The organism is uncultured Gelidibacter sp., assembly GCF_947500795.1.
GTDB lineage: Bacteria > Bacteroidota > Bacteroidia > Flavobacteriales > Flavobacteriaceae > Gelidibacter.
Genome location: NZ_CANMTE010000001.1, coordinates 843,882 through 868,301 on the forward strand (window position 1 = coordinate 843,882; position 24,420 = coordinate 868,301).

Sequence of the window (24,420 nt, forward strand, 5' to 3'; positions counted from 1 at the left end):
ATCACTAAAATTTATTTCTATTTTGCGATGTTTACCGCTCTCGTTTCACGTATTACGGTAACTTTTACTTGACCTGGATAGGTCATATCCGTTTGGATTTTCTGTGAAATTTCGAAAGATAGATTAGCGGCTTGCTCGTCAGAAACACGATCACTTTCTACCATTACACGTAACTCACGTCCTGCTTGAATAGCATAAGCTTTATTTACACCATTAAATCCGAAGGCTACATCTTCCAAATCTTTTAAACGTTGGATGTAAGAATCTAAAACCTGACGTCTTGCGCCTGGTCTCGCACCTGATATCGCATCACACACCTGAATGATTGGCGCCAACAATGTGGTCATTTCAATCTCATCATGATGGGCTCCAATGGCGTTACAAACTTCTGGTTTTTCACCGTATTTCTCAGCCCATTGCATACCCAAGATCGCGTGAGGCGTTTCCATGTCTGCTTCAGAATCTGGCACTTTACCAATATCATGAAGTAATCCGGCACGTTTTGCGATTTTTGGATTTAAACCTAATTCCGCAGCCATCACACCACAAAGTTTTGCAACTTCACGTGAATGTTGCAACAAGTTTTGACCATAAGAAGAACGGTATTTCATACGTCCTACCAATTTGATCAATTCTGGATGCAATCCGTGAATACCTAAATCGATAACCGTACGTTTTCCTACTTCAATAATCTCCTGCTCTATTTGTTTCTGTGTTTTTTGAACTACTTCTTCAATTTTAGCTGGGTGGATTCTTCCATCCGTCACTAATTTATGAAGCGATAAACGTGCAACTTCACGTCTTACAGAGTCAAAACAAGATAGGATAATCGCTTCTGGCGTATCATCTACAATAATTTCAACACCGGTTGCCGCTTCAATGGCACGGATATTTCTACCTTCTCTACCAATGATTCGACCTTTAACATCGTCAGATTCGATATTGAATACCGATACACAGTTGTCAATAGCTTCTTCAGTACCAATACGCTGAATGGTATTGATAATGATTTTCTTAGCGTCCTGTTGTGCGGTAAGTTTTGCTTCTTCTAAAGTGTCTTGTATGTAAGCCATGGCATCAGCCTTAGCCTCATTTTTAAGAGACTCCACAAGCTGTCTTTTTGCTTCCTCAGCAGATAGTCCTGAAATAACTTCAAGCTGCTTAATTTGGCTTTTATGTGCTTTTTCTACTTCTTCCTTCTTCTTTTCCAAGAATTCTAAACGGAAGTCGTAGTCCTTAATTTTCTCTTCTATTTCTTGAGATAGCTTTTTGTTTTTAGCTAATTCATTTGATATTTGTGATTCTTTATCGCGGGTTCTCTTTTCTGCTTCTGCTATTTTCTTATCTCGGGAAAGAATGATTTTTTCGTGCTCAGATTTTAATTCAATAAATTTCTCCTTTGCTTGTAAAAGCTTGTCCTTTTTAATAGACTCTCCTTCGGCATTTGCCTGTCTTATAATTGAATTTGATTCTTCTTTTGCGTTTTGGATAAGTTTTGATGCATTGTTCTTTTCTAGGGTCTTTGCAACAATATATCCAAGTACTACGCCTAATACTACGCCTCCAACAATTAGTAAAATTGTGTTTGTTTCCATGTTTAGTTTAGTTTAATAAAAAAATTGATCTCATCTAAATCTCCGACTACACTCAGATTTAGAATAGCTACAGCATCCACTTTAAAGTGCAACCCATAGCCAAAAAAAAAGCCTACATCAGCTTCGAATTTTGTATAAACTCCTTAAAAACAAGTTTAGGGCTAACAAGCTGATCAAAAATCTGCTCAAAGGCAGCACGGTTTTACAACTTAAACTCACCCTTTTTAAAGAAATAATGTTGAGTTTATCAAATAAAATAACTAATGTAGGCAGTAACCTATTTATTTTAAAAAGAACGTTAAGAGCTTAAATGCGACTGAAGAAGATCATCCAAAGCGGTTAATCTATTTTTGACATCTTCACTTACATTGTCTTTATCTATCATTTTCTGTTCCACTTGAGATGCAAATTGTAAAGCACACATGGCCAAAACATCTTGTTTATCTCTCACGGAATAATTTTGCTCAAATTGACTGATCATAGTTTCAATTTTCTTCGCGGCTTTACGCAATCCTTCCTCCTGATCTGGTGCAATCGTCAATGGATACACTCTGTTCGCTATGGATAGCTTAATTTTTAGCTGTTCTGACATTAAAATACTATGCTTACATTATTCAGATAATTGTGCTATACAATGATCTATATCTTTTATTAATGTATTTATCTTGAGCTTTGTCTCTCGTTTATTTTCATCACTGCCCAACATTGAATTCGCAACTTTGAGGGCTTCATATTTTTCAACCCAAGAGCTCAATGCTTCTTGCTGCTGAATTATTTTTTGCTGATAAATAGCTAATTCTTCAGAAAGCTTTGCATTGGTCTGTTTTAAAACCTCTTGCTTATGTAAAACTTTGCTGATTTTATTCTCTAAAGAATCAACAATATCTTCAACTTTACTCATTTACAAATTTCAATACTGATGTAACAAAGTTAACATACCTTGTCAAAAATCACAATTGTTTTGTCATAAATTTTGAAAATTTTTAAAGTAATAATTTTAAAGCACTTAGCGCATCTAAACTTAACTAAGCATTACACCTTTTTATAAATCATTACATTAATCCATGTCATAAAGTCGCCGTACCTACGTGATGCTAGCTTTAGCTTAAAATTATATATTGAAATATCGTATAATATCTGCCAACAATAGTAGTTATTATGGGTTAAAACGTACAAAACGATAAACCCTATAACTTTAGGCACTCCTAACTTTTTTTAATATTTTTAGACTTTTAAATCTAGCTATGAAATTTCTATTTATCCCTCTTCTACTATCCACTTTTGCGTTTTCTCAAGTTGAATATCCAACAGATTATTTTAGAAGTCCTTTGGACATTCCGATCATCCCATCTGGAACTTTTGGCGAATTACGAACCAATCATTTCCACGCCGGTCTGGACATCAAAACCCAACAGAGAGAAGGCCACAATGTGTACACGGTTGCTGAAGGTTATATAAGCCGTATTAAAGTATCACATTATGGTTATGGGAAAGTAATTTACATAACGCATCCTAATGGCTATACTAGTGTTTATGGGCATTTATCGAGTTATGCACCCATCATTGAGGCTTATGTAAAAGCTGAACAGTACAAACAGGAATCTTATGAAGTTGAAATGTTTCCTGCGGTTGACGAGTTGAAAGTAAAAAAGGATGAAATCATTGCCTATTCCGGAAATACTGGAAGTTCTGGCGGTCCGCACCTCCATTTTGAAATTCGAGATCAACAAGAACGCACCATTAATCCGTTGTTGTTTGGTTTGGAGGTGCAAGATAAGAAAACACCTTTTGTTAATGGCGTTTACGCCTACACCAAGGATGATGCCTCTTCTGTTAACGGGAAAACTGGACGTGTGGAACTGCGCCTAATTCCGACTAAAACTAAAGATTATGTTACAGAAAGTATTAGTGCCCATGGGACTATTGGTTTTGGAATTGTCAGTTATGACTCGCAAGATTTAGCGGTTAATCAGAATGGAATTAACGGACTGGAAACTTTTTATAATGGACACAAAAAGTTTGAAATGGATTTTAACCGATTTGCCTTCTCTGAAACCAGACATATTAATAGATTCATAGATTATGACTACTTTAAAACGAAGCGAAGCCGTATCCAAAAGTTATTTGTAGAACAAGGCAATGTGCTTAGCCTCTATCAAAATCTCGATAATGACGGCTATGTTGTTGTTGAAGATAGCACTGCTTCCGTTTATAAAGTTCGAATTAAGGATTTCCACGGGAATGAATCTTGGGTAACGATTCCCATCAATGGAAAAAAGGCAACAACCACTCCCAAAGAGACGGTTACAACAGCCCAAACTTATATTTTTTATGACCAGCCTACCAATTTGAACGACAAAAATGTGACCGTTTATATCCCTTCCAACAGCTTTTATGAAGATACATCTATCGATTTTAAAGTGAGTAATGACACGCTCTATTTGCACAAGGACATCATTCCGCTTCAAAAAAATATAACCATCACTTATGATGTCAGCAATTATAAAGATGCTGATAAGGACAAATTATATATTGCAGAACTTATTGGATCTAGAAATTATCCGAGCTATCTCAATACAAAGCGTAGTGGCAATATATTAACGGCATCTTCAAACGCGTTGGGAACTTATGCGTTGGTTTTAGATACCCAAGGTCCAAAAATCACCCCTACAAATTTTCAGGATGGCAAATGGTTAAGCAATTTCCGTTATCTTAAATTCAAAATCACCGATAATCTTTCTGGGATCAGTAATTATCGTGCCACAATAAATGGTAAATTTATCTTGATGGAATACGAGTATAAAACCAATACGCTGACTTTCGATTTTAATGATAATGTTGTGACAGATACCAAAAATGAATTGAAACTTATAGTTACTGATAACGTAGGAAATAGTTCTACATTTGAAGCTACATTTTTTAGAAAATAAAACACACTCTTTGAAACCACATTTATACCTGTTCCGCTTTGCCATATTTGTGTTGCCTTTTTGGGGATGGTCCCAATCCGCTACCATTAAGGGAATCCTTATGGACGATGCCCATATGCCTATTGCCAATGCAAATATTACCTCAAATACTTCAGGAACCACGACTAATGAAAATGGTTTCTATGAGATAAAAATCCCTGCGAATAGTGAGGTAGTCCTGGAGTTTACCCATATTCTGCACAAACGCATCGTTGCAACCTTTAATCTCAAAAATGGTCAAGAAATTGAGTTTAATCCCGTGATGAACTTAAAAGTTGAACAAATTGCAACTGTTGTCATCAGGAGTAATCAGCGTCAAAATGTAACAGGTGTCACTACTATTGCGCCCGAAATCCTTAGGACTATTAAAGGCGCACAACCTGGAGTAGAAAACATTCTAAAAACCTTGCCTGGCGTCAATATTTCCAATGAATTAAGCACACAATATTCCGTGCGTGGTGGCAATTTTGATGAAAACTTAGTCTATGTCAATGATATTGAAGTGTACCGACCATTTTTGGTGCGTTCGGGACAACAAGAAGGCTTAAGTTTCGTGAATACAGATTTGGTACAGAATGTGGATTTTTCAGCTGGAGGATTCCAAGCAAAATATGGCGATAAACTATCGTCGGTTTTAGATATTACCTACAAAACCCCGATAACATTCGGTTTAAACGCCGATGTATCGTTAATGGGTGCTAGCGTATCTGCGGAAGCGATATCCAAAGACTCCAAATTATCAGGCATCATAGGATTACGATATAGAGACAATAGCTTAGTCTTAAATTCCTTGGAAACGGAAGGCATGGTAAAACCTGTATTTGCAGACGTTCAGACCTACGTAACGTATAAATTTACAGATAAGTTATATGTCAATTTTTTAGGTAATATTTCAAGAAACAAGTACACGTTTCAGCCACAAAACAGACAAACTAATTTCGGAACAGTAGACAATCCGATGGCTTTATTGGTGTATTATGAAGGTCAGGAAAAAGATGATTACAATACTTATTTTGGAGCTTTTAAAGCCAACTATTTTGCAAATGAAGACCTGACCCTTAGACTTATTGCGTCTACCTACCACACCACTGAAGCCGAGCATTTTGATATCTTGGCGCAATACCGTATGGGTGAAGTGAACAGCAATATTGGTGATGAAAATTTTGGTGAGGTCGAATTTAGTGAAGGCATTGGCTCTCAACTGACGCACGCCAGAAATGATTTGGATGCATTAATTACAACCGTTGAACACAAAGGCGATTACAAGCTGGACGATAACATTTTTGAGTGGTCCTTAAAATATACCCATGAAGACATTCGCGACCGTTTGGTAGAATGGGAAGTGATTGATTCGGCAGGCTTTTCCATAACACCTCCATATTCCAAAATTTTAAAAGATCAGCCCTACCAACCTTATCATGGACCGTTAGAGGCGTTTCAAAATATAAGAGCGACAAATGCTGTTCAAATTGACCGTTTTCAAGCCTATGCGCAGTGGAGCAAACGTTCAGAATTAGGAACGAGTGATGTGTTTTACAATTTTGGCGTGAGAGCACACCATTGGACGGTTAATGGTGAAGGTATTGAAAGCAATTCGCAAACAGTTTTTAGCCCAAGAGCACAATTTGCCATTAAGCCCGATTGGGATAAAGACATGTTGTTCAGGATTGCCGGCGGATTGTATTACCAACCGCCTTTTTACAGAGAACTTCGCGATTCATCGGGCACTGTAAGGCCTGAAGTGAAGGCTCAAAAATCCATTCACCTCGTTTTGGGCAATGAATACAGCTTTAAAATGTGGGACCGCCCGTTCAAATTAGTTTCTGAGGCCTATTACAAACACCTGACTGATGTCAATCCGTATACTTTAGAAAACGTCCGAATTAGATATAGCGCTAACAATAATGCGACGGCTTATGCGTATGGATTGGACTTAAGATTGAACGGCGAATTTGTTCCGGGTACAGAATCCTGGTTTAGTTTTGGTTATTTAAAAACGGAAGAAAATATTGAAGATCGCGGATATATTGCAAGACCAACTGACCAACGTTTGAAATTTGGCGTGTTGTTCCAAGATTATGTCCCAAACATTCCGGAATTGAAAGTCTATCTTAATTTGGTATACAACACTGGCGTTCCTGGCGGTTCTCCAAGTTATGTTGATCCTTATGACTACCAAAACAGATTGCGTGCGTATAAACGCGCTGACATCGGTTTTTCTTATGCCCTAGTGGATAGAGATAGAACATACACCTCTAAGTGGAAAAATGCTTTGAAGGAACTTACCATTGGCGTGGAAGTTTTTAACATGTTCGATGTGCAAAATTCCATTACCAATACGTGGGTAAGAGATGTGTATAGCAAACGCCAATATGCAATTCCAAATTATTTAAGTCCGCGGGTTTTGAATGTGCGACTGTCGATGAAGCTGTAACTTAGTTTAGACGAATTCCTTCAACACTTCAATCACATAATCCACTTCGGCTTTCGTATTAAAACTAGAGAATGAAAATCTGACCGAGGGTTTCATTAAGTGTTCAGGGATTAAAATCTCAGAAAGCACATGCGAGTTTTGATTGCTTCCACTTTGGCAAGCAGATCCTCTTGAACAGGCAATTCCTTTTAAATCGAGTTGAAAATGTAGCATTCCTCCTTTTTCTGGAGTAATTGGCAAACACACATTAATTACAGTGTAGGTACTATTTTCTGAATCGTCACAATTCCCATTAAAAGTGATGTCAGGAGACATGTTTTTCAACTGCTCAATAAAATATGCTTTAAGCTCTGAAATGTGCTTGCGTTCAGCATCAAGATTATCATAACTCAATTTCAAGGCGGTTTCCATACCTGCAATATTGTGGATAGCTTCGGTACCTGCACGATAGCCACGTTCCTGCTCACCACCAAAAATTAACGCTTTAATGCCTGATCCTTTTCTAATAAATGCAAAACCAACACCTTTTGGGCCGTGGAATTTATGGGCGCTTGCCGCTATAAAATCGACAGGAATAGTTTGCAAATCTAAATGGTAATGTCCTACAGATTGTACGGTATCACTATGAAAAAGGGCTTGATGCGCTTTACAAAGTGTTGCTACTTTCTGAATATCGAGTTTGTTGCCAATCTCATTATTCACATGCATCAAACTGACCAACTTTTTGGATGGCGATTGTAACAATTGCTCCAGATGATTTAAATCAATGACCCCATTTTCAAGGAGTTTTACATAACTCACCGTAATGTCGTATTCTTTTTGAAGCTGTTCCACGGTATGTAACACCGCATGATGTTCCAATTTACTAGTAATGATTTCTGTTACGCCTAAATCTCTTACAGCACTGCGCAGTACCAAATTATCCGCTTCTGTCCCTCCAGCAGTAAAAACGATTTCTGAAGCATGTACATTGAAAAATGAAGCAATGGTTTTTCTTGAAGTTTCCATTAAAGATTTTGCTGAACGTCCCATCCCATGTGTAGAAGATGCGTTACCAAAGTTTTGACGCATCACATCAGTCATACGTTCTATAACCGCATCTCGCATTGGTGTTGTTGCTGCATTATCAAAATAAACCTGTTTCATAGCTGTTTTTTGTAGTGAATAATTGTTTTGGAATCAACCTGTTTTCTAAGACGTTCTTAGGAATTTCGATAGTTAACAAACGGTATTTTACAACCGGGTTTCAATAAGAATCGCTTCCAAATTGCAAAAATACTCCAAATAAAATTATTTTAAAGATGGTACGTTATAAATTAGAGAATGCCTTATTTTTGTTGCTTAAACCTTAGAAATGCAGAAAATATTTTACCTTTTAAGTTTATGCGTATTGCTCACTGCCTGTGACGATGGCGATATTATTGAAGTAGAATTGGATTTTGACAAGCAACTTGCCATGTGCGAGTTGAATCCGGAAGTGTATTTCTTATATGAAACCAAAACGGATCCTTCTGAATCTTTGAGTTTAATTTTCCCAAAGAACTCCGCTACCCGACTTATATTCAATCCGGAGACTAATAATTACACCAGTTCATTTGAGATTAACGGATCCACGACCAAGTTCAATTATAGAACTTATGATGGGAAGCCTGAAAACTTAATCTGTAATTTATTACCTGACGCCAATACCCATATTCTTAAGGATTATGCAGCAACGTCGGGCTCGGTGACCACGCTGACTACATTTATTGATGATGATGGTGATGGGATTCCGTCAGCAATTGAAGATAAAAATCTCGATGGCGATAATAATCCTGCAACCAACCCGACAGATTCTGACGGCGATGGTATTCCTGATTATCTTGATGCTGATGATGATAATGACAATGTACTGACCAAAAACGAAGGCCACAACTACACCGAAGCGGATGGCTTGTCTAAAGCTCAAGATACGGACGGCGATGGTATTCCTGACTATCTAGACACTGATGATGATGGCGATGGTGTTTTAACGCGTTTTGAAGATGAAAATCTTAATGGAAATCCGATGGACGATCGTGATGAAAGCTCTCCTACTCCAACTGTTGCAAGGTATTTGGACAAAGTGGCAAAAGACGTTTTTGAATACAAACAATTTAACAAAAATACATACCAACGTATTATCACGGTAAAATTTCAAGTTAAGAATGTCAACTTAGACATTATTAGTTTAACCGATATTGATTTTGGGACGTACACCCAGACTTTTACGATAGAAAGTAAGTAATTACAATTTTATTTCACTTCTTTAAAAGCCATAACCTAAATAAGTTATGGCTTTTATTTTTTGTGCTTAATAATGACGATATTTAGAGATTGTGAGCAAGTTAAAAACTAATCGAACAAATTTAGAATAAATAAAAATGTGACTTTTAAACAAAATCCTAATATTGACTTTCTACTCTGTTATTTGGTCCGTTCTCATTACAAAACCTAGCGGATATTACTTAAAAAACAAAAAAACTTGAATAATATGGCTAAAAAATATCCATCAAAAATATCTTACGGCTTACTCATTTTTGTATTCTTGATGTTTTATGGACCATTGCTTCCCGATTTGCTTAATGGAGAACTCAATGGGAAAATGATTGGATTAATAGGGTTCCTGTCAGTTGTTTTTGGCTTTATTGTGCATCTATTTTTCAATACACATTATACGATTGATCATCGTAAACTCAAAATTAAATCTGGCGCATTTTCCTATCAACCAATTATCATTGACGACATTAAAGAAATATCAAAGACTAACAGTGTATTGTCCTCTCCTGCGGCTTCATTTGACCGAATTAAAATCAACTATGGAACAACTAATTCGGTTATCCTTTCGCCTAAAGACAAGTATCAGTTTGCAGAAGATTTGGTTAAAATAAATCCAAGAATAATAAATAAACTATCTTTAAGCTAGAATATTAGTAGTCTTTTATATACCCCATATGACAAAACAAATCTTCCTCTTGATTCTGACTTTCATTAGCATTAACGTGACAGCACAGAACGCCGATGCATTGAATGATCAGGCAAAACAATTGATAGAACAGCAGAAATTTGAAGAAGCTATTCCTATTTTAAAACAAGCAGCGGAATTAGGTAATGCAGAATCACAATATAATTTAGGCTACTCCTATCGTGCTGGAACTGGAATTGACCAAGATATCGAAAAAGGCATTTATTGGTTTGCTAAATCGGCGGAACAAGGTTTTAATGATGGGCTTTATCAAATGATGATGGCTTATGGCAATGGAGATGGTATTGCGCAAGACTACACCAAAGCTTTTGAATTTGGTTTAAAATGCGCTGAAAACGGAGACGGAACTTGCATGTGGAATGTTATTAATTGCTATTATTCTGGCATGGGCGTTGAGAAAAACATGGATAAAATGCTCGAATGGGCAACGCGTCTTGGAACACTTGAGAATCCAGAAGATTTGACTAAAAGTGGTTATATAACATCCGTTAGGCTACAACTTGCATATATGTATAGAGATGGTTCTGAACTGGAAAAAGACCTATTTAAGAGTTATCAGTGGTTTTTAATTTACAATGAATTCAAAAAGGACTTCTCGTATATGCAACAGCAACAAATTGTAAAGGAAATTGAAGCGTTAGAAACTCAATTGACTTCTGGTCAAATAGCTAACGGACAGCAAGACGCTGAAAAACTACTGGGCAGACCGTTAGTAAATATAGAAAATCTGTATAAAGCAGAATTATAAAATTTGTAATTATTATATTAACTCATTCAATATCAAAACATAACAACATGCAACAAATAATTATAATTCTCACAATTATGTTCAAATGCAGTTTTGGCACAAAGGATTGCGATTGATGGTATTGACAAGTTTACCGACAATTCTATATTTAAGGTTGATGCATCAAAAAGTGGAAATTGGAAAGCATCCGATAAAATCGTCAAAGGGCTTTATAACAACATTTTCCTTTCAACCAAATTAGTTTCAAACCAAAGTAAAATTTCAGCTTTAACTAACTTAAATTTTCAGCTTGGCACAGCTGTTTGTAGAAATCCAAACGAGGGGAAAATTATAATATTATTTACCGATAACAGCAAATTGACCTTAGAACAAGCTTCGGATATTAAATGTGATGACAACCTCGATATTGAATATTATTTGGGTAAATCCTTATCTGACATCGAAGAAACTTTATTTAATTTATCAAATAAAGACATGGACAGTTTTAGAGTATATTTTGCAAAAGGATATAAAGATTTCGCAGTATTAGAAAATAAAAGACAGATAATAAAAGATAATTATAAATTGATTTTTGAACGATCAAAAATTTAAACAAATCGCATTTTACATCGGCCATAATTAATCACCAATGTTTCTTTAATCGCAACTCTACTCTAATCAAATGTTGCTTATTTGAAAACATGACAAATCCTTCTACATATTCAGATAAATGTAAACTTCAGTCGCCCCCAATCCATATTTTTGAAAATCGGCAGCATAAAATTTGACGTTATCATAGCGTCTAAATAGTGTTTCCAGCTCCATTTTAAGCACGCCCTCGCCTACACCATGAATAAATACTACTTTCTGAATGCGTTTTTTAATGGCAAATTCCAATTTGCGTTCGGCCGTAGTCAATTGCAGCATCAACATATCATAGTTTGATAAATGACGCTCGTTTTCAGTGAGATTATGAATATGTAAATCCACCTCCATCGTAGGCTGGCTGCGTTCCTTAGGTTTTACCCTTACAGATTTTCGCTTTGCATTTTGCTCTTTCTCTGATAGTACTTCTTGGAAAGAATGTTCAGAAAAAATGCACGATTTCAACGTATCCTTTTCCGCCATCTTCAGCAATTCATGCGCTTGATAATCCATCAAAAAACCATCTACCGTATCAATGAAAATCGTTGTTCCATCAATTTTTGAGATTGTTCCAGAAATGGCCTCATCCAAAACCGTTACCTTATCGCCTACTTTGAAATTCATGAGTTCTCATTAGTGTCAGAAGAAGATTCTTGATCGTTCTTACTAGGAATATTTTTTGAAATGCGATACACACCAATCATTAAAATAACGATGCCTCCAATAAGGATATATTGATTCTGCTCCGTTCCTGCCTTGGCATAAATAGCCACAATTCCGCCAATAATAATGAGTAAAACACTGATAATCCGGGACGTATTCATAAGTTTTGTAGTTTATTCTTAGACGACGAAATTACACATTTAGTTCTAAAATATTCCGTTGTTGCATACAAATCTAATCTTAAAAATTCCGAGAATCACTTGCTATCTTTTTATACATTTGCGTATGACGTTGATCAATTTTATTAAGCCTGAAAATTATATGCTGCCGTGTTTAAACAAGCAACTATTTGGCTTGGAGTGTTTGGGCTGTGGCATTCAACGTGCTTCACTCTTAGTTTTTAAAGGCGAATTTGTACTGGCTTTTAAAACGTATCCTGCTATTTACACCCTTATTTTATTGGCGCTTTTCCTTATATTTAACCTGTTTATCAGATTCAAGTATGATTACGGCATCAAAATAGGCTTAATCAGTCTCAACGTGATCATCATTGTCGTCAGTTTTCTAATTAAAATAATCAACTAAAACCAATCACATGGAAAAACAACAATTACCAAATTCAACGCTCATTCTAGTCTTCGGTATCATTTCAATTGTCACCTGTTGCTGTTATGGCGTTATCGGTTTGCCATTAGGCATCATCGCGTTAGTAATGGCTAACAAAGCGACTGCTCTTTATGCATCAAACCCTGAGTTGTATACAGGATTTCAGAATGTTAAAACAGGTAAAATACTTGCTATTATTGGTATTGTATTAAACTCGATTTTCCTGCTTTATGTGATTTATATGTTTGCAACCTTAGGAAGTGAAGGCATTCAACAAATGTCAGAGGAATTGATGAGAGGGATGAATGAAGGAATGGAACAATAAACAAACACATTTTAAATATCAAAAAAGCGGCTTAAAGGCCGCTTTTTTATTTCATATCATCTGAAAAAATAATCTTATTGATAATTTACAACTACATCAGTCCTGTAAATAGGGCTCCTACAAAAATCAAAATGTATAAACTGATAATGGCAATAATGAAAATGCCTAAATACTTATAATGCGATTTTAAGTTTGAAAATGCTGCCGTTAAATCGTCGGTATTGTTGGTGGCTAAAGCACTCTTCATCTTTCGTGAAAAATTGAAAAGATAAAGCACAGGGAAAAAGTAAACAAAAGCCATAACCACATAAATAAGTCCAAAATAAGACATATTCATACCCATGGACTCATAAGGATTTCCACCAGGCATTAAGCCCATGACCACGCTAAAAAACGCGCCAAAAAGAACCATTAACCCGATTCCTATAAATCCTAAAATTGATAGAAAATAAGTCCAACTAGAGGTTTCTTTTAAAAACCCCACTACTGCTGGTGGCAAATTCAGTTCAAAATTATCAAAAGCCGATTTTTCTTCTATCATTATGAATTAGGTTCAAATTGTTTTAAAGTTTTGATAATGATGCGCACACAGTCTAACAACTGTTCTTCATTAATTACCAAAGGTGGCGCAAAACGAATGATGTTACCATGTGTAGGTTTTGCTAATAGTCCATTATCACGCAATGCCAAACAAATGTTCCAAGCGGTCTCGCCATCTTCACTATCATTAATTACAATAGCGTTAAGCAAACCTTTACCACGAACTAATTTTGTAATGGCACTCGTTTCAATGAATTTATCCAACTCACTTCTAAAAAGTTGACCTAATTTTTCAGCGTTATCAGCTAAATTTTCTTCTTCAACAACTTCCAATGCCGCCATTGCAACTGCAGCTGCCACAGGATTTCCGCCGAATGTACTACCGTGGTTTCCTGGTTGAATGACGTTCATAATTGCATCATTCGCCAACACAGCACTTACCGGGTAAGCTCCACCACTTAAGGCTTTACCTAAGATTAAAATATCTGGCTTCACATTTTCATGGTCAACGGCCAAAAGTTTACCAGTTCTTGCAATTCCGGTTTGGACTTCATCAGCAATAAACAACACGTTATATTGTTCACATAAGGCTTTGGCTTTTGAAAGATAATTTTCACTTGGCACATAAACACCAGCTTCACCTTGAATTGGTTCCACTAAAAACCCTGCAATATTTGGATTTGACTTTAATGTCGCTTCCAATTCCTGCAGATTATCGTACTCAATTTTAATAAATCCTTCAGTAAAAGGTCCAAAATGCTCACGCGCTACAGGATCATTTGAAAATGAAATGATCGTCGTTGTACGCCCATGGAAATTGTTCTTACAAACAATAATTTCAGCTTGGTGGTTGGCAATACCTTTCACTTCATATGCCCATTTTCTACAGATTTTAAGTGCTGTTTCTACAGCCTCGGCACCTGTATTCATCGGCAACACCTTGTCAAAACCAAAATATTTGGCCGCGTAGGCTTCATACTTGCCCAACATATCATTGTGAAACGCACGAGACGTTAAGGTTAAGGTTTTTGCTTGTTCAACCATAGCATTGACAATTTTCGGATGACAATGTCCTTGGTTGACAGCAGAATAGGCAGAAAGAAAATCATAATATTTTTTTCCTTCAACATCCCAAACATACACACCTTCTCCTTTACTCAATACTACAGGTAACGGATGGTAATTGTGTGCACCATACTTGTTTTCTAAATCTATCGCTTGTTGCGAAGTTAATTGGTCTAAAACAGCCATTTTTAATAAGAATTTAAGGTTTAATGTCTAAAAAGACACTGTTTAACCACTTTTGAAGAGGTAAACATTAATAATTAAATCTCGCTAAGCGAGGAAAATAACCATTCCTACTGTACCTTTATTCTTTCGATATCCCGATAGTTATCGGGACGAAAAAGCAGCGTGGGAGAGAAATCATCCCTAGGGCCTGCAAATTATGAAATTATTAAACCTCTAGAAAATTTTTAGCGCTGTTTTAAGGCTTCGTTTTCTAACTTTATTGTGTCAACTGACTAAAGCAGTATAATTAAAGGGTTTCATTAGCAAAAAAGATAGCGCAGCACAACGTCACATAACTCGTTTAGGACTACAAATCACTTTAAAAAAGTGGCTTGAAGTGACCTTACTCATTTAAATGTGAATTGTTGACATCATTTCCTTGATAAAATGACAAATTGTAATTCGTAAATCGCAATTGGTTTCACTATTTTTGCCGCATGGGAAGACGAAATAAAAAACAAATCTTTGAAAATGTCCTAGTAGTTGATGCTGGTGCAAAAGGAAAATCAGTGGCAAAATCGCCAGAAGGTGCTGTCATTTTTATGCAAAATGTAGTTCCGGGTGATGTTGTTGATGTAGAAACTTTTAAAAAGCGCAAGTCTTATTACGAAGGGAAAGCTATAAAATTTCACGAATATTCTGATAAACGTACCGAACCAAGATGTCAGCATTTTGGCGTTTGCGGCGGTTGCAAGTGGCAGGATATGGCTTATGAACACCAATTGTTCTACAAGCAAAAAGAAGTTGAAGAAAACCTAAAACGTATTGGGCATTTGGAACTTCCTCCAATCACACCAATTTTAGGTTCAGCCAAAGATTATTTTTATAGAAATAAGATGGAATTTTCATTTAGTGATAGCCGTTGGTTAACATTAGAAGAAATTAATTCTGATGAGAATTTTGGCGATAAAAATGCGCTCGGGTTCCATATTCCGGGAATGTGGGATAAAATTCTAGACATCGAAAAATGTTGGTTGCAAGAAGATCCTTCTAATGCTATTAGAAATTCTGTGAAGGAATTTGCTGTGAAACACGGCATGGAATTCTATAATACCCGCAACCAAACCGGATTTTTAAGAACGATGATGCTCCGCACCTCTTCTACTGGTGATATTATGGTGCTTTTCCAATTTTTTAAAGAAGATAAGGCCAACCGTGAGTTGCTATTGAATTATATTGGCGATAAATTCCCAGAAATTACTTCGCTACAATATGTAATTAATGGAAAAGGAAACGATACCATTTATGATCAAGAAGTGATTTGCTATAAAGGTGAAGATCATATTTTTGAGGAAATGGAAGGTTTGAAATTCAAGATTAATGCGAAATCCTTTTACCAGACCAATTCTGATCAAGCCTATGAGCTTTACAAAATAACACGTGACTTTGCCGATTTAAAAGGTGATGAACTTGTTTATGATTTATACACCGGCACAGGAACCATTGCGCAATTTGTCGCTAAAAACGCTAAAAAAGTAGTTGGCGTTGAAGCGGTTGCTGATGCTATTTCCGCTGCGAAAGAAAACGCACAATTAAACGGCATTGACAACGTTGAGTTTTATGTTGGCGATATGAAAAATGTGTTTAATGCTGATTTCATCAGTCAACATGGTCATCCAGATGTGATTATTACAGATCCACCAAGAGACGGAATGCATAAAGATGTGGTACAACAAATCTTAAACATTGCGCCATCAAAAGTGGTTTACGTAAGTTGTAACAGTGCTACACAAGCAAGAGATTTGGAGCTTATGGATGCCATGTACAAAGTGACCAAAGTGCAACCTGTTGACATGTTTCCACAAACACATCACGTAGAAAATGTTGTACTTTTGGAAAAAAGATAAGAAGCGTTACGATTTATGATTGTTGAATGATGATTGTTGATTGTTGATTCACATTTTATTGAAATACCACTGATTTAATAGAAAATTACGAACACTTGAAACAGAACACCTTCTATAAGTACACAAAAATTATATTTTCGTTCGTCATGATTGCCAGTCTTTGGAGTTGTGAGCGTGATGATATTTGTGCTGCTGCAACCCCTACGACTCCTCATTTAATTATCAATTTCTATAATATCAATGATAGAACAGAGGCTAAAACCGTAAGGCGGATGAGTGTTCATGAAGAAAACAGTTCTAAATATATCGTCTTTGATAAAACGTTAGACAAACTTGTATTACCGCTAAGAATTGATGCTTTGGATAATACAAACACCACACGATTTGTAATAGAAAGAGATATTGATTACGCTACGGATGAAGATCCTAACACGATTTCCAATATAGACATCCTCGAAATTAATTACACGCCAGAACTCATCTACGTGTCCCGCGCTTGCGGTTACAAAAGTATTTTTAACAACGTTGACGCCAATCGCGAAGCTGATGGAAGCAACTGGATTATTGATGTTGAAGTTATAAACACCACCATAAACAATGAAGATGCAGCGCATATCAATATTTATCATTAGCCTGATTTTTTTGATGGTGTTGCCCCTAACATCATTCGCTCAGGAAGAAAATAACACTAACGATACCATTGTTGTCAAACAAAAATATGGTTTGCGTTTGGGTGGTGATATTGGCAAATTGGCAAGATCATTTATTGACGACGACTATACCGGATTTGAAATTGGCGCCGATTATAGACTTACTCGAAAATTATACCTTGCAGGCGAATTAGGTTCTGAAGAAAATACCGTTAGAAATGACTATTTGGATGTTACTGCAAAAGGCAGCTACTTTAAAGCTGGTGTAGATTATAACCTTTACAAAAACTGGTTAGATATGGAAAACCTTATCTATACAGGATTGCGAGTTGGCGCGAGCACATTCAGCCAAAATTTGAACAGTTTTACCGTTTACACAACAGACCAATATTACGACACGCCGTTTACGTCTTCAGATTTACAAGAATACAAAGGCTTGTCAGCCATTTGGGTTGAAATGGTAATTGGCGCCAAAGCCGAGCTCGTAACCAATCTTTTTATTGGTGTTAATGTGCAAGTTAAAGGTATGATCACTCAAGATCAGCCTACAAATTTTGAAAACTTATATGTACCTGGTTTTAATCGAACGTTTGATAGTGGCCGATTTGGCTTCGGATTCGGTTATAATCTATCGTATTTGATTCCTATCTACAAGAAAGACAAGAAGATCTCCATCACCGATTAATTCCTTAGTAATACATCTATTTTTTGCTCCGTTAGTTTAAGAATTTTGCTTAACTTTTGCGTATAATTACTTACGTATGCATAAAGATAAGATTGCCGATTTATTGGAGAAAAATTACCATTCCCTTCTGAATTGGCTAGAAGAGCAAGAAGATGAGAAATGGATACAAGGTCCTGAAGGCAAATGGACTACAGGTCAGCAAGCTTTACATTTATTAAAAAGCATCAAACCGTTGAATGATGTTTTAAGCATGCCTCGCTTTTGGTTCAAATATGCCTTCGGTACAAATAAATACGAGTTACAGGACTATGACACAGTGGTAAATCGCTATCTCGACCAATTGGAAGCGTTAAAAACGAGTCCAGGAAAGGCCTCCAAGAAACTCAGGGTCCCGAAAATTAAAGATAAAAACTATATTTTGACGCGGTTGCAGGTGGAAAGCAAAAAGTTGCAGTACAAAATCCGACGCATCTCAGATAAAAATTTAGATACTTTGGTGCTTCCCCACCCTATTATGGGTAAAATGGCAATTAGAGAAATCTTGATGTTGAATGCTTATCATGTAGAACATCACTTAAAGCAACTTCAACAGAAGTATTGAAGTTGCCATTAATGATAAGTATTGAAATCTCAAATTGTAGTTGAAAAAGTTCTAAACTACAATTTAGTCCATATATTTTCCTTTTTTACTGCCTTCGTACATTACATATTTCACTAAACGTGCTTCCAATTTAGCATTCACTAAATGGATTTTACGAGAAGGTCTTAAGCCAACATGTTTTAAAGCATCGAGGTTTGAAGTGATAAACCAAGCATCGGTACCTGGATAATTCTGTTTTAAGGTATCGCCAATATTCTTGTAAAAAGATTCCATTTCAATATCCAAACGCTCACCATACGGCGGATTGAATACCATATGGAGCTTGCCGTTTCCGGCCTTTTGAGTTTTGAAGAAATCTTCGTGACGCACTTCTACAAAGTCTTCCAACTGTGCATTTTTAATATTTTCTTTGGCTTTGGTAACCGCACTTGGCGATTTGTCATAACCGATAATTTTATGATGGAAATCTCTAGTTTTACTCAATAACGATTCTTCTATTTTTTCAAATAAATCGACATCCCAATCTTGCCAACGCTCAAAAGCGAACTCTTTACGCATTAAGTTTGGTGGAATATTACAAGCAATCATAGCCGCTTCAGCCAAAATGGTGCCACTACCACACATGGGGTCCATAAAATCCGATTGACCATCCCAACCTGATAACATAATCAAGCCTGCAGCTAATACCTCGTTAATTGGCGCAATGTTCGTCGCTGTTTTATACCCACGTTTATGCAGAGAATCTCCTGAAGAATCCAGTGAAATATTACAGGTGTTACGATCAATATGAACGTTGATTTTTAAGTCAGGAAACTTCAAATCGACGTTAGGCCTATCGCCTACCGTGTCTCTAAATTTATCAACAACAGCATCCTTCGTCTTTTGCGCTATATATAATGAGTGCGTAAACAAATGCGAGTGCACAGTGGCATCAACAGCGATTGTTCCTGTAGGTTTTACATATTGTGACCAATCCATTTTATAGATTTGATCATACAAATCCTTCTCATTATTCACTCTAAAACTATTGATAGGCTTCAGGATTTTAATGGCAGTTCTCAGCGCTAAATTCGCTTTATACATAAATCCTTTATCACCTTCAAAACTCACATTTCTCACTCCCACTTTAACGTCTCTTGCACCCAACTGAGTCAATTCTTTTGCAAGCAATTCTTCAAAACCAAATAAGGTTTTGGCAACCATACTAAAATTATTATCCATTATTCTCATCATATAGATTACAAAAATAAAGTATTTTTGCAGTCAGACGAATTTATAATGACAAAAGACACAACTCAGTGGTACGCTTCTTGGTTTGATACACCGTATTATCACATACTTTACCAAGACAGAGATTATACCGAAGCGCATCATTTTATGGATAATTTGACCTCGTATTTAAATCTACCAGAAGATGGTAAAATACTTGATCTTGCTTGCGGAAAAGGACGCCATTCCATATATCTCAACTCTTTAGGCTATGATGTTACGGGCGTTGACCTCTCAGTAAACAGCATTGCGTATGCCAAAAAATATGAGAATGAGAAACTTCATTTTGAGGTCCATGATATGTGCCGACCGTTCAATGACCAATTTGACGCCGTATTTAATCTGTTTACCAGTTTTGGGTATTTTGACAGATCAGAAGACAACTTAAATACGATTAAAGCAATTAGAGACGACCTAAACGAGTCCGGTTTTGGCGTGATTGACTTTATGAACAGTGATTTTGTGATTGACAATTTGGTGCCCGAAGATGTTAAAACTGTTGACGGTATCGATTTTCATCAAAAAAGATATGTTGAAGATGGCTATATCATTAAAGACATTCGTTTTACTGATAAGGGTGAGGACTTTCATTACCAAGAACGTGTTAAAGCAAAGAATTTAGCCGATTTTGAAGCTCTTTTTGAAGAAGCAGGCGTGTATTTATTGGATGTTTTTGGTGATTATAAATTGCGAAAATATCATAAAAACACTTCAGAGCGTTTAATAATGATTTTTAAATGATGCACTATCTCTTACCAATTTTTGCCGTTGTTTTTGGTGTTTTATTAGTCTTGATATTCAAGCAGCGTAAATCCAGTTACACAAAATTACTTTTATCGTTTAGTGGTGCATTCTTATTGGCTTTGACGCTTTTTGATTTGCTCCCTGATGTGTATGATCATTTGGATGCGAAAGAAACCGGATTGTTCATCATGTTTGGTATTCTTATCCAGATTCTTTTGGAGTTTTTCTCTAAAGGTGCTGAACATGGACATTTACATGTCAATGAAAATGATACCGCATTCCCGTGGGTGTTGTTTATCAGCTTAAGCATTCATAGTTTTTTGGAAGGGTTCCCAATTCACCAACATAATGATATGGTTTATGGGGTTTTGATTCATAAAATTCCCATTGCAGCACTGATTACAACCTATTTGGTACAATCTAAATTTTCTAAACTTAAAGTCATTGGGTTTTTGGTGGTTTTTGCAGCGATGACGCCTATTGGAACACTCATTTCGAATACCGTTACGTTAGTTGAAGACTATGTGTTTTATATCAATGCCATTGTTATTGGAATATTCTTCCATATTTCAACGGTCATTTTGTTTGAAAGCAGTGAAGGTCATAAATTTAATCTCTCAAAACTTGTGGTCATTATCCTGGGGATTTTGGTGGCCTATGTGATATAGGTTTGAGGTGTGAGGTTTGAGGTTTGAGGTTTGAGGTTTGAGGTTTAAGGTTTGAGGTTTAAGGTTTGAGGTTTGAGAATAGAGAATAGAGAATAGAGAAAATATAAATTTCATTAAAAAGATTCCCGCTTTCGCGAGAAATGATATGTTTAGTAAAGAAGAATCAAGAAAATTAAGAGAAGAATTCTGGATCAGTTTCGGAAAGTCATTTCCTAGAAAATGGATTCTTTATGATACCAAACTAAAAGGGTTTGCCTTCAAATTTCATTTTGACACCAAGTCGGCCATGGTCACTTTAGACCTTGAAGACGATTTGGAAAACCGTATCAAATATTGGGATAGATTACTATCGCTAAAAGCCATTCTAACCGAGGAATTTCTACCTGAAGTGATTTATGAAGAAATGTATTTCTTAGACAACGGTAAGGAAATTTCAAGAATCTATGTTCCCTTAGATCAAAAAGTATCCATTCACAATAAAAACACCTGGAGAGATGTCATGGAGTTTTTTGTAGAAAAAATGAGTCTCTTTGAAGCGTTTTTTGAAGAATACAAGGATTTTATTGAAGCGTAGAAATGTAGTTGGCAGTGATCAGTTGGCAGTATTCAGTTGGCAGTACGCAGTTGGCAGTAGCCCAGTTAGCAGTGCTCTACCAAGAATTCAAAAACTTATTGCATAATTCTTAATCCTAAAATCTTAATACTCAATACTGCTTACTGAATACTGAGGACTGCAGACTCAATACTTAATTCTTAATACTAGATAATAGTACGCAGTTGGCAGTTCTCTGTCAATAAATTCAATTACTAATTACTTAATTCCTAATACTCATTACTGAAGACTGAATACTGAAGACTGCCAACTGAACTACTGAACTACTGAAAACCCTCCCAAACCTTGCTCTTTTCCTGAAATAGTTCGATATTGTTAGCTTACCCAAAAAATTAAAATCCATTATGATTATAGACGTTCACACCCATATCAATAATTACCATGAAGACCGCGTGGTGTCCATAGAAGACAGTCTCAACAAACTGACAGATACGATGGCGGAAAATAACGTTGATTATTCATTGGTTTTATCGTCATATAAAGTGAATGAGCACAGACCTAGCACCAAAAAAGTGGTCGAAGCCATTAGCCATAGAGATAATCTTGGCGTAGTTGCCGGCGTGAGCTACTTGAATTACAATTATAAGGATTTGCGTGAACTAAGCGAATTTCTTGACGCTGGACTCATTAAAGGGCTAAAATTTTACCCTGGTTATGAACCGTTTTACCCTAATGACATTCGGTTTAAGGTGATGTACGATATGGCCATCGAGTTTGATGTGCCTGTCATGTTCCATTCGGGTGACACCTATGCTCCTAATGGAAAAATCAAGTTCTCCCACCCTATTCACATTGATGATTTGGCGGTTGATTATCCTGATTTAAAAATCGTGATTTGCCATGTAGGAAATCCGTGGATTAAAGATTGTATGGAAGTGGTTTATAAAAACAAGAATGTGCATGCTGATATTTCCGGCCTGGTTTTAGGCGATTTTAATGAAAAGTTTGAGCGCTACATGAAAAAGGAAATCGAAGAAATGATTACCTACGCTGGCGATCCGAAGTATTTATTGTACGGAACGGACTGGCCTATCAGCAATATGAATTCATATCTCAAATTCATGGACCAATTGGATTTGGCGGATGATAAAAAGGAATTGATCCTATGGCAAAACGCCGCTGATCTTTTTAAGATTGATGTGAGTAAGTTTAAAAAATAGCCTTACAAAATATATAGGAAAATCAGTAGATAGTGGCAAATGGCGCCTCCTAGTACAAACAGATGCCAAATAACGTGATTATAGGGGATTCTATGTACCGCATAAAAGATAATGCCAATACTATAAAACGCACCACCGGCAAATAACAAAGCAACACCATTAGGCCCAATCAGATTTGATAGCGTACTGAAATCAAAAATGATGAGCCAGCCCATGACTAGATAGAGTAACGTGGACACGGTTTCAAATCTGCCCGTAAAAAACAATTTTAAAATCAATCCGAATCCCGCGATGGCCCAAACACTCCAAAAGAGTGGCCAACCTAAGCTGTTGTTGAGGGCAATTAAGGTTACCGGCGTATAAGTTCCAGCAATTAACAGATAAATGCTGATATGGTCTACAATTCTGAAATAGTGTTTTTTTCTTTCGTCTGAAACAGAATGATAAATGGCAGAAGCTGAAAAAAGAATAATTATGGAGAGGCCGTAAATAATGACGCTAATTAAACTCCAATCGGAAGCGTGTTCTTTATAGCTTACAAGCAGCGCCAATCCTGCAACTCCCAAGAGTGCCCCAAACCCGTGCGTCCAAGCGTTTAATTTTTCTTCGAATTCAGATTGTTTCCGCATTAATTTTTAACCTGTTTAGCCGCCCATTTAGATTTAAGTTCAAAATAATCAATTGGAAACGCCGATTTTTGTCGCTCTAATTGTCCATTTTGAAACGCGCGCTCCAAAATATCTTCAATTAAATAATCTTCACTCACCTCTAACGGATTAAACTCTTTTTTTAGAGAAATATCAAATACTTTCGCCGTATTGTTAAACCAGAAGGCACGCCAACCACTGCGCAATTCCTTAATCAAATCAAAAGTAGTTTTTCCTGTTTGGCGGTGAATCAGTTTTACTAGAATCTGCCCTTCAGTACGCGTCAATTTTTTAAGTTCAGCAGCAAATTCCTCTTCAATATAATTTTGAATAATTTTGGCATACTTACGTTTTTGACTGTTACGCTCTAAAGTTTCCAAACGATCCGTCAATTCCACCAAGCGCTCTGCTGCCAATTTTGCATAAGGATACACTTTGATGGTTTTTCGTTTTAAAATCAAATACCGTATTCGGGCTTCTTTATTATCAAATTGCAACCTGTTTAAAACCACAACTTCATCCAAGTCAATGGTAGTCACGGGAATTGAATCGCCATCAATATAATAATACTCTACAGTGGTTGAATCTTTCTCAACGGGAAGTGTTTGAGCAAAGAGCAGAACAGGGAAAAATATAAAAATGTAGGTCGCTAATTTCATGTGGTGCAAGAGCTCTAAAATCATACCAAAATTAAGAATTTAGAGATGCATTACCCTTAAAATTCTATTAATATTACTA

Annotated in this window: 27 protein-coding genes and 1 other RNA gene; 16 read left to right on the plus strand and 12 right to left on the minus strand. The window is 36.4% G+C overall.

All coding sequences use genetic code 11. From position 1 onward, the window contains the following. Positions 1–17 precede the first annotated feature (17 nt). The 4 genes from rny to Q0947_RS03705 form a co-directional block, all read right to left on the minus strand. A complete protein-coding gene (rny, locus tag Q0947_RS03690) occupies positions 18–1,595 on the minus strand; it encodes a ribonuclease Y (protein WP_299391551.1) in 1,578 nt (525 codons plus the stop codon). Between the two features lie 136 nt (positions 1,596–1,731). Further along, a non-coding RNA gene (gene ssrS / locus Q0947_RS03695) (6S RNA) lies at positions 1,732–1,839 on the minus strand. A gap of 54 nt (positions 1,840–1,893) precedes the next feature. Next, entirely contained in the window at positions 1,894–2,187 is a 294-nt protein-coding gene (locus Q0947_RS03700) for a cell division protein ZapA (protein ID WP_299391554.1), read from the minus strand. Positions 2,188–2,205: 18 nt separating this feature from the next. After that, positions 2,206–2,496, minus strand: a complete 291-nt coding sequence (locus Q0947_RS03705) for a hypothetical protein (RefSeq protein WP_299391557.1) — start codon at positions 2,494–2,496, stop codon at positions 2,206–2,208. Positions 2,497–2,839: 343 nt separating this feature from the next. On the opposite strand from Q0947_RS03705, the gene Q0947_RS03710 reads away from it, so the two are divergent. Both Q0947_RS03710 and Q0947_RS03715 read left to right on the plus strand, forming a co-directional pair. Then, a complete protein-coding gene (locus Q0947_RS03710) occupies positions 2,840–4,525 on the plus strand; it encodes a M23 family metallopeptidase (RefSeq protein WP_299391560.1) in 1,686 nt (561 codons plus the stop codon). Between the two features lie 100 nt (positions 4,526–4,625). Next, on the plus strand, positions 4,626–6,998 hold the full coding sequence (locus tag Q0947_RS03715) for a TonB-dependent receptor plug domain-containing protein (RefSeq protein ID WP_299392790.1): 2,373 nt from the start codon (positions 4,626–4,628) through the stop codon (positions 6,996–6,998). Positions 6,999–7,004: 6 nt separating this feature from the next. Here the strand turns inward: Q0947_RS03715 and Q0947_RS03720 are convergent, their stop codons facing one another. Next, a complete protein-coding gene (locus tag Q0947_RS03720) occupies positions 7,005–8,144 on the minus strand; it encodes a cysteine desulfurase family protein (RefSeq protein WP_299391562.1) in 1,140 nt (379 codons plus the stop codon). A 208-nt stretch (positions 8,145–8,352) separates the two neighbouring features. Here Q0947_RS03720 and Q0947_RS03725 point away from each other — a divergent pair, with 208 nt between their 5' ends. The 4 genes from Q0947_RS03725 (at position 8,353) to Q0947_RS03740 (ending at position 11,341) form a co-directional block, all read left to right on the plus strand. Further along, positions 8,353–9,264 (plus strand): hypothetical protein, encoded by a 912-nt coding sequence (locus Q0947_RS03725; protein ID WP_299391565.1) that lies wholly within the window; start codon positions 8,353–8,355, stop codon positions 9,262–9,264. 246 nt (positions 9,265–9,510) lie between these two features. Beyond that, positions 9,511–9,942 (plus strand): PH domain-containing protein, encoded by a 432-nt coding sequence (locus Q0947_RS03730; protein WP_299391568.1) that lies wholly within the window; start codon positions 9,511–9,513, stop codon positions 9,940–9,942. A gap of 28 nt (positions 9,943–9,970) precedes the next feature. Next, a complete protein-coding gene (locus Q0947_RS03735; RefSeq protein ID WP_299391571.1) occupies positions 9,971–10,750 on the plus strand; it encodes a tetratricopeptide repeat protein in 780 nt (259 codons plus the stop codon). 93 nt (positions 10,751–10,843) lie between these two features. Beyond that, positions 10,844–11,341, plus strand: coding sequence for a hypothetical protein (locus tag Q0947_RS03740; protein ID WP_299391574.1), 498 nt, complete (start codon positions 10,844–10,846; stop codon positions 11,339–11,341). A 102-nt stretch (positions 11,342–11,443) separates the two neighbouring features. Here Q0947_RS03740 and Q0947_RS03745 read toward each other — a convergent pair whose 3' ends face one another. Beyond that, complete coding sequence (locus Q0947_RS03745; RefSeq protein ID WP_299391577.1) at positions 11,444–11,998, minus strand: Smr/MutS family protein; 555 nt, start codon at positions 11,996–11,998, stop codon at positions 11,444–11,446. After that, positions 11,995–12,198 carry a hypothetical protein gene (locus tag Q0947_RS03750; protein WP_299391580.1) on the minus strand — a complete coding sequence of 68 codons (204 nt, stop codon included), beginning with the start codon at positions 12,196–12,198 and terminating at the stop codon, positions 11,995–11,997. The genes Q0947_RS03745 and Q0947_RS03750 overlap by 4 nt, the downstream gene beginning before the upstream one ends. Positions 12,199–12,322: 124 nt before the next feature. On the opposite strand from Q0947_RS03750, the gene Q0947_RS03755 reads away from it, so the two are divergent. Both Q0947_RS03755 and Q0947_RS03760 read left to right on the plus strand, forming a co-directional pair. Beyond that, a complete protein-coding gene (locus Q0947_RS03755; protein WP_299391583.1) occupies positions 12,323–12,622 on the plus strand; it encodes a DUF2752 domain-containing protein in 300 nt (99 codons plus the stop codon). A 10-nt stretch (positions 12,623–12,632) separates the two neighbouring features. After that, positions 12,633–12,968, plus strand: a complete 336-nt coding sequence (locus Q0947_RS03760; protein WP_299391585.1) for a CCC motif membrane protein — start codon at positions 12,633–12,635, stop codon at positions 12,966–12,968. Positions 12,969–13,059: 91 nt separating this feature from the next. On the opposite strand, the gene Q0947_RS03765 is transcribed toward Q0947_RS03760, so the two are convergent. Then, positions 13,060–13,509, minus strand: coding sequence for a DUF5362 family protein (locus Q0947_RS03765; RefSeq protein WP_299391588.1), 450 nt, complete (start codon positions 13,507–13,509; stop codon positions 13,060–13,062). After that, complete coding sequence (rocD, locus tag Q0947_RS03770; protein ID WP_299391591.1) at positions 13,509–14,759, minus strand: ornithine--oxo-acid transaminase; 1,251 nt, start codon at positions 14,757–14,759, stop codon at positions 13,509–13,511. The genes Q0947_RS03765 and rocD overlap by 1 nt, the downstream gene beginning before the upstream one ends. Before the next feature lie 476 nt (positions 14,760–15,235). Here rocD and rlmD point away from each other — a divergent pair, with 476 nt between their 5' ends. From rlmD to Q0947_RS03790, 4 genes are all read left to right on the plus strand, one after another. After that, entirely contained in the window at positions 15,236–16,645 is a 1,410-nt protein-coding gene (rlmD, locus tag Q0947_RS03775; RefSeq protein WP_299391594.1) for a 23S rRNA (uracil(1939)-C(5))-methyltransferase RlmD, read from the plus strand. A 95-nt stretch (positions 16,646–16,740) separates the two neighbouring features. Beyond that, complete coding sequence (locus Q0947_RS03780) at positions 16,741–17,277, plus strand: DUF6452 family protein (RefSeq protein WP_299391596.1); 537 nt, start codon at positions 16,741–16,743, stop codon at positions 17,275–17,277. Next, on the plus strand, positions 17,249–17,980 hold the full coding sequence (locus tag Q0947_RS03785; RefSeq protein ID WP_299391599.1) for a DUF6048 family protein: 732 nt from the start codon (positions 17,249–17,251) through the stop codon (positions 17,978–17,980). Before Q0947_RS03780 ends, Q0947_RS03785 begins: the two co-directional genes overlap by 29 nt. A gap of 76 nt (positions 17,981–18,056) precedes the next feature. Then, complete coding sequence (locus Q0947_RS03790) at positions 18,057–18,581, plus strand: DinB family protein (protein ID WP_299391602.1); 525 nt, start codon at positions 18,057–18,059, stop codon at positions 18,579–18,581. A gap of 63 nt (positions 18,582–18,644) precedes the next feature. Here Q0947_RS03790 and Q0947_RS03795 read toward each other — a convergent pair whose 3' ends face one another. After that, positions 18,645–19,802 carry a THUMP domain-containing protein gene (locus tag Q0947_RS03795; protein WP_299391605.1) on the minus strand — a complete coding sequence of 386 codons (1,158 nt, stop codon included), beginning with the start codon at positions 19,800–19,802 and terminating at the stop codon, positions 18,645–18,647. Between the two features lie 57 nt (positions 19,803–19,859). Between Q0947_RS03795 and Q0947_RS03800 the strand changes: the two genes are divergently transcribed. The 4 genes from Q0947_RS03800 to Q0947_RS03815 all read left to right on the plus strand — a co-directional run bounded on the left by Q0947_RS03800 (position 19,860) and on the right by Q0947_RS03815 (position 23,035). Then, complete coding sequence (locus Q0947_RS03800) at positions 19,860–20,591, plus strand: methyltransferase domain-containing protein (RefSeq protein WP_299391608.1); 732 nt, start codon at positions 19,860–19,862, stop codon at positions 20,589–20,591. Further along, positions 20,588–21,262 (plus strand): ZIP family metal transporter, encoded by a 675-nt coding sequence (locus Q0947_RS03805; RefSeq protein ID WP_299391611.1) that lies wholly within the window; start codon positions 20,588–20,590, stop codon positions 21,260–21,262. Before Q0947_RS03800 ends, Q0947_RS03805 begins: the two co-directional genes overlap by 4 nt. Before the next feature lie 145 nt (positions 21,263–21,407). Further along, entirely contained in the window at positions 21,408–21,836 is a 429-nt protein-coding gene (locus Q0947_RS03810) for a DUF4268 domain-containing protein (protein WP_299391614.1), read from the plus strand. Between the two features lie 383 nt (positions 21,837–22,219). Beyond that, positions 22,220–23,035: an amidohydrolase family protein gene (locus Q0947_RS03815; protein WP_299391617.1), complete on the plus strand. Its 816-nt coding sequence runs from the start codon at positions 22,220–22,222 to the stop codon at positions 23,033–23,035. Between the two features lie 2 nt (positions 23,036–23,037). Here the strand turns inward: Q0947_RS03815 and Q0947_RS03820 are convergent, their stop codons facing one another. Further along, a complete protein-coding gene (locus Q0947_RS03820; RefSeq protein WP_299391620.1) occupies positions 23,038–23,664 on the minus strand; it encodes a hemolysin III family protein in 627 nt (208 codons plus the stop codon). Next, positions 23,664–24,341 carry a DUF4294 domain-containing protein gene (locus Q0947_RS03825; RefSeq protein ID WP_299392793.1) on the minus strand — a complete coding sequence of 226 codons (678 nt, stop codon included), beginning with the start codon at positions 24,339–24,341 and terminating at the stop codon, positions 23,664–23,666. Before Q0947_RS03825 ends, Q0947_RS03820 begins: the two co-directional genes overlap by 1 nt. Positions 24,342–24,420: the final 79 nt, after the last annotated feature.

Excerpts from the sequence above, each read along its gene's own strand:
- Q0947_RS03805 (WP_299391611.1), top strand. The coding sequence starts at position 20,588 with ATGATGCACTATCTCTTACCAATTTTTGCCGTTGTTTTTGGTGTTTTA.
- Q0947_RS03765 (WP_299391588.1), bottom strand. The coding sequence starts at position 13,509 with ATGATAGAAGAAAAATCGGCTTTTGATAATTTTGAACTGAATTTGCCA.
- Q0947_RS03700 (WP_299391554.1), bottom strand. The coding sequence starts at position 2,187 with ATGTCAGAACAGCTAAAAATTAAGCTATCCATAGCGAACAGAGTGTAT.
- Q0947_RS03795 (WP_299391605.1), bottom strand. The coding sequence starts at position 19,802 with ATGGATAATAATTTTAGTATGGTTGCCAAAACCTTATTTGGTTTTGAA.
- Q0947_RS03785 (WP_299391599.1), top strand. The coding sequence starts at position 17,249 with ATGCAGCGCATATCAATATTTATCATTAGCCTGATTTTTTTGATGGTG.
- Q0947_RS03800 (WP_299391608.1), top strand. The coding sequence starts at position 19,860 with ATGACAAAAGACACAACTCAGTGGTACGCTTCTTGGTTTGATACACCG.
- Q0947_RS03750 (WP_299391580.1), bottom strand. The coding sequence starts at position 12,198 with ATGAATACGTCCCGGATTATCAGTGTTTTACTCATTATTATTGGCGGA.
- Q0947_RS03760 (WP_299391585.1), top strand. The coding sequence starts at position 12,633 with ATGGAAAAACAACAATTACCAAATTCAACGCTCATTCTAGTCTTCGGT.
- Q0947_RS03790 (WP_299391602.1), top strand. The coding sequence starts at position 18,057 with ATGCATAAAGATAAGATTGCCGATTTATTGGAGAAAAATTACCATTCC.
- Q0947_RS03720 (WP_299391562.1), bottom strand. The coding sequence starts at position 8,144 with ATGAAACAGGTTTATTTTGATAATGCAGCAACAACACCAATGCGAGAT.
- Q0947_RS03755 (WP_299391583.1), top strand. The coding sequence starts at position 12,323 with ATGACGTTGATCAATTTTATTAAGCCTGAAAATTATATGCTGCCGTGT.
- rlmD (WP_299391594.1), top strand. The coding sequence starts at position 15,236 with ATGGGAAGACGAAATAAAAAACAAATCTTTGAAAATGTCCTAGTAGTT.
- Q0947_RS03710 (WP_299391560.1), top strand. The coding sequence starts at position 2,840 with ATGAAATTTCTATTTATCCCTCTTCTACTATCCACTTTTGCGTTTTCT.
- Q0947_RS03730 (WP_299391568.1), top strand. The coding sequence starts at position 9,511 with ATGGCTAAAAAATATCCATCAAAAATATCTTACGGCTTACTCATTTTT.
- Q0947_RS03725 (WP_299391565.1), top strand. The coding sequence starts at position 8,353 with ATGCAGAAAATATTTTACCTTTTAAGTTTATGCGTATTGCTCACTGCC.
- Q0947_RS03715 (WP_299392790.1), top strand. The coding sequence starts at position 4,626 with ATGGACGATGCCCATATGCCTATTGCCAATGCAAATATTACCTCAAAT.
- rocD (WP_299391591.1), bottom strand. The coding sequence starts at position 14,759 with ATGGCTGTTTTAGACCAATTAACTTCGCAACAAGCGATAGATTTAGAA.
- Q0947_RS03810 (WP_299391614.1), top strand. The coding sequence starts at position 21,408 with ATGTTTAGTAAAGAAGAATCAAGAAAATTAAGAGAAGAATTCTGGATC.
- Q0947_RS03815 (WP_299391617.1), top strand. The coding sequence starts at position 22,220 with ATGATTATAGACGTTCACACCCATATCAATAATTACCATGAAGACCGC.
- Q0947_RS03735 (WP_299391571.1), top strand. The coding sequence starts at position 9,971 with ATGACAAAACAAATCTTCCTCTTGATTCTGACTTTCATTAGCATTAAC.
- Q0947_RS03825 (WP_299392793.1), bottom strand. The coding sequence starts at position 24,341 with ATGAAATTAGCGACCTACATTTTTATATTTTTCCCTGTTCTGCTCTTT.
- Q0947_RS03745 (WP_299391577.1), bottom strand. The coding sequence starts at position 11,998 with ATGAATTTCAAAGTAGGCGATAAGGTAACGGTTTTGGATGAGGCCATT.
- Q0947_RS03820 (WP_299391620.1), bottom strand. The coding sequence starts at position 23,664 with ATGCGGAAACAATCTGAATTCGAAGAAAAATTAAACGCTTGGACGCAC.
- rny (WP_299391551.1), bottom strand. The coding sequence starts at position 1,595 with ATGGAAACAAACACAATTTTACTAATTGTTGGAGGCGTAGTATTAGGC.
- Q0947_RS03705 (WP_299391557.1), bottom strand. The coding sequence starts at position 2,496 with ATGAGTAAAGTTGAAGATATTGTTGATTCTTTAGAGAATAAAATCAGC.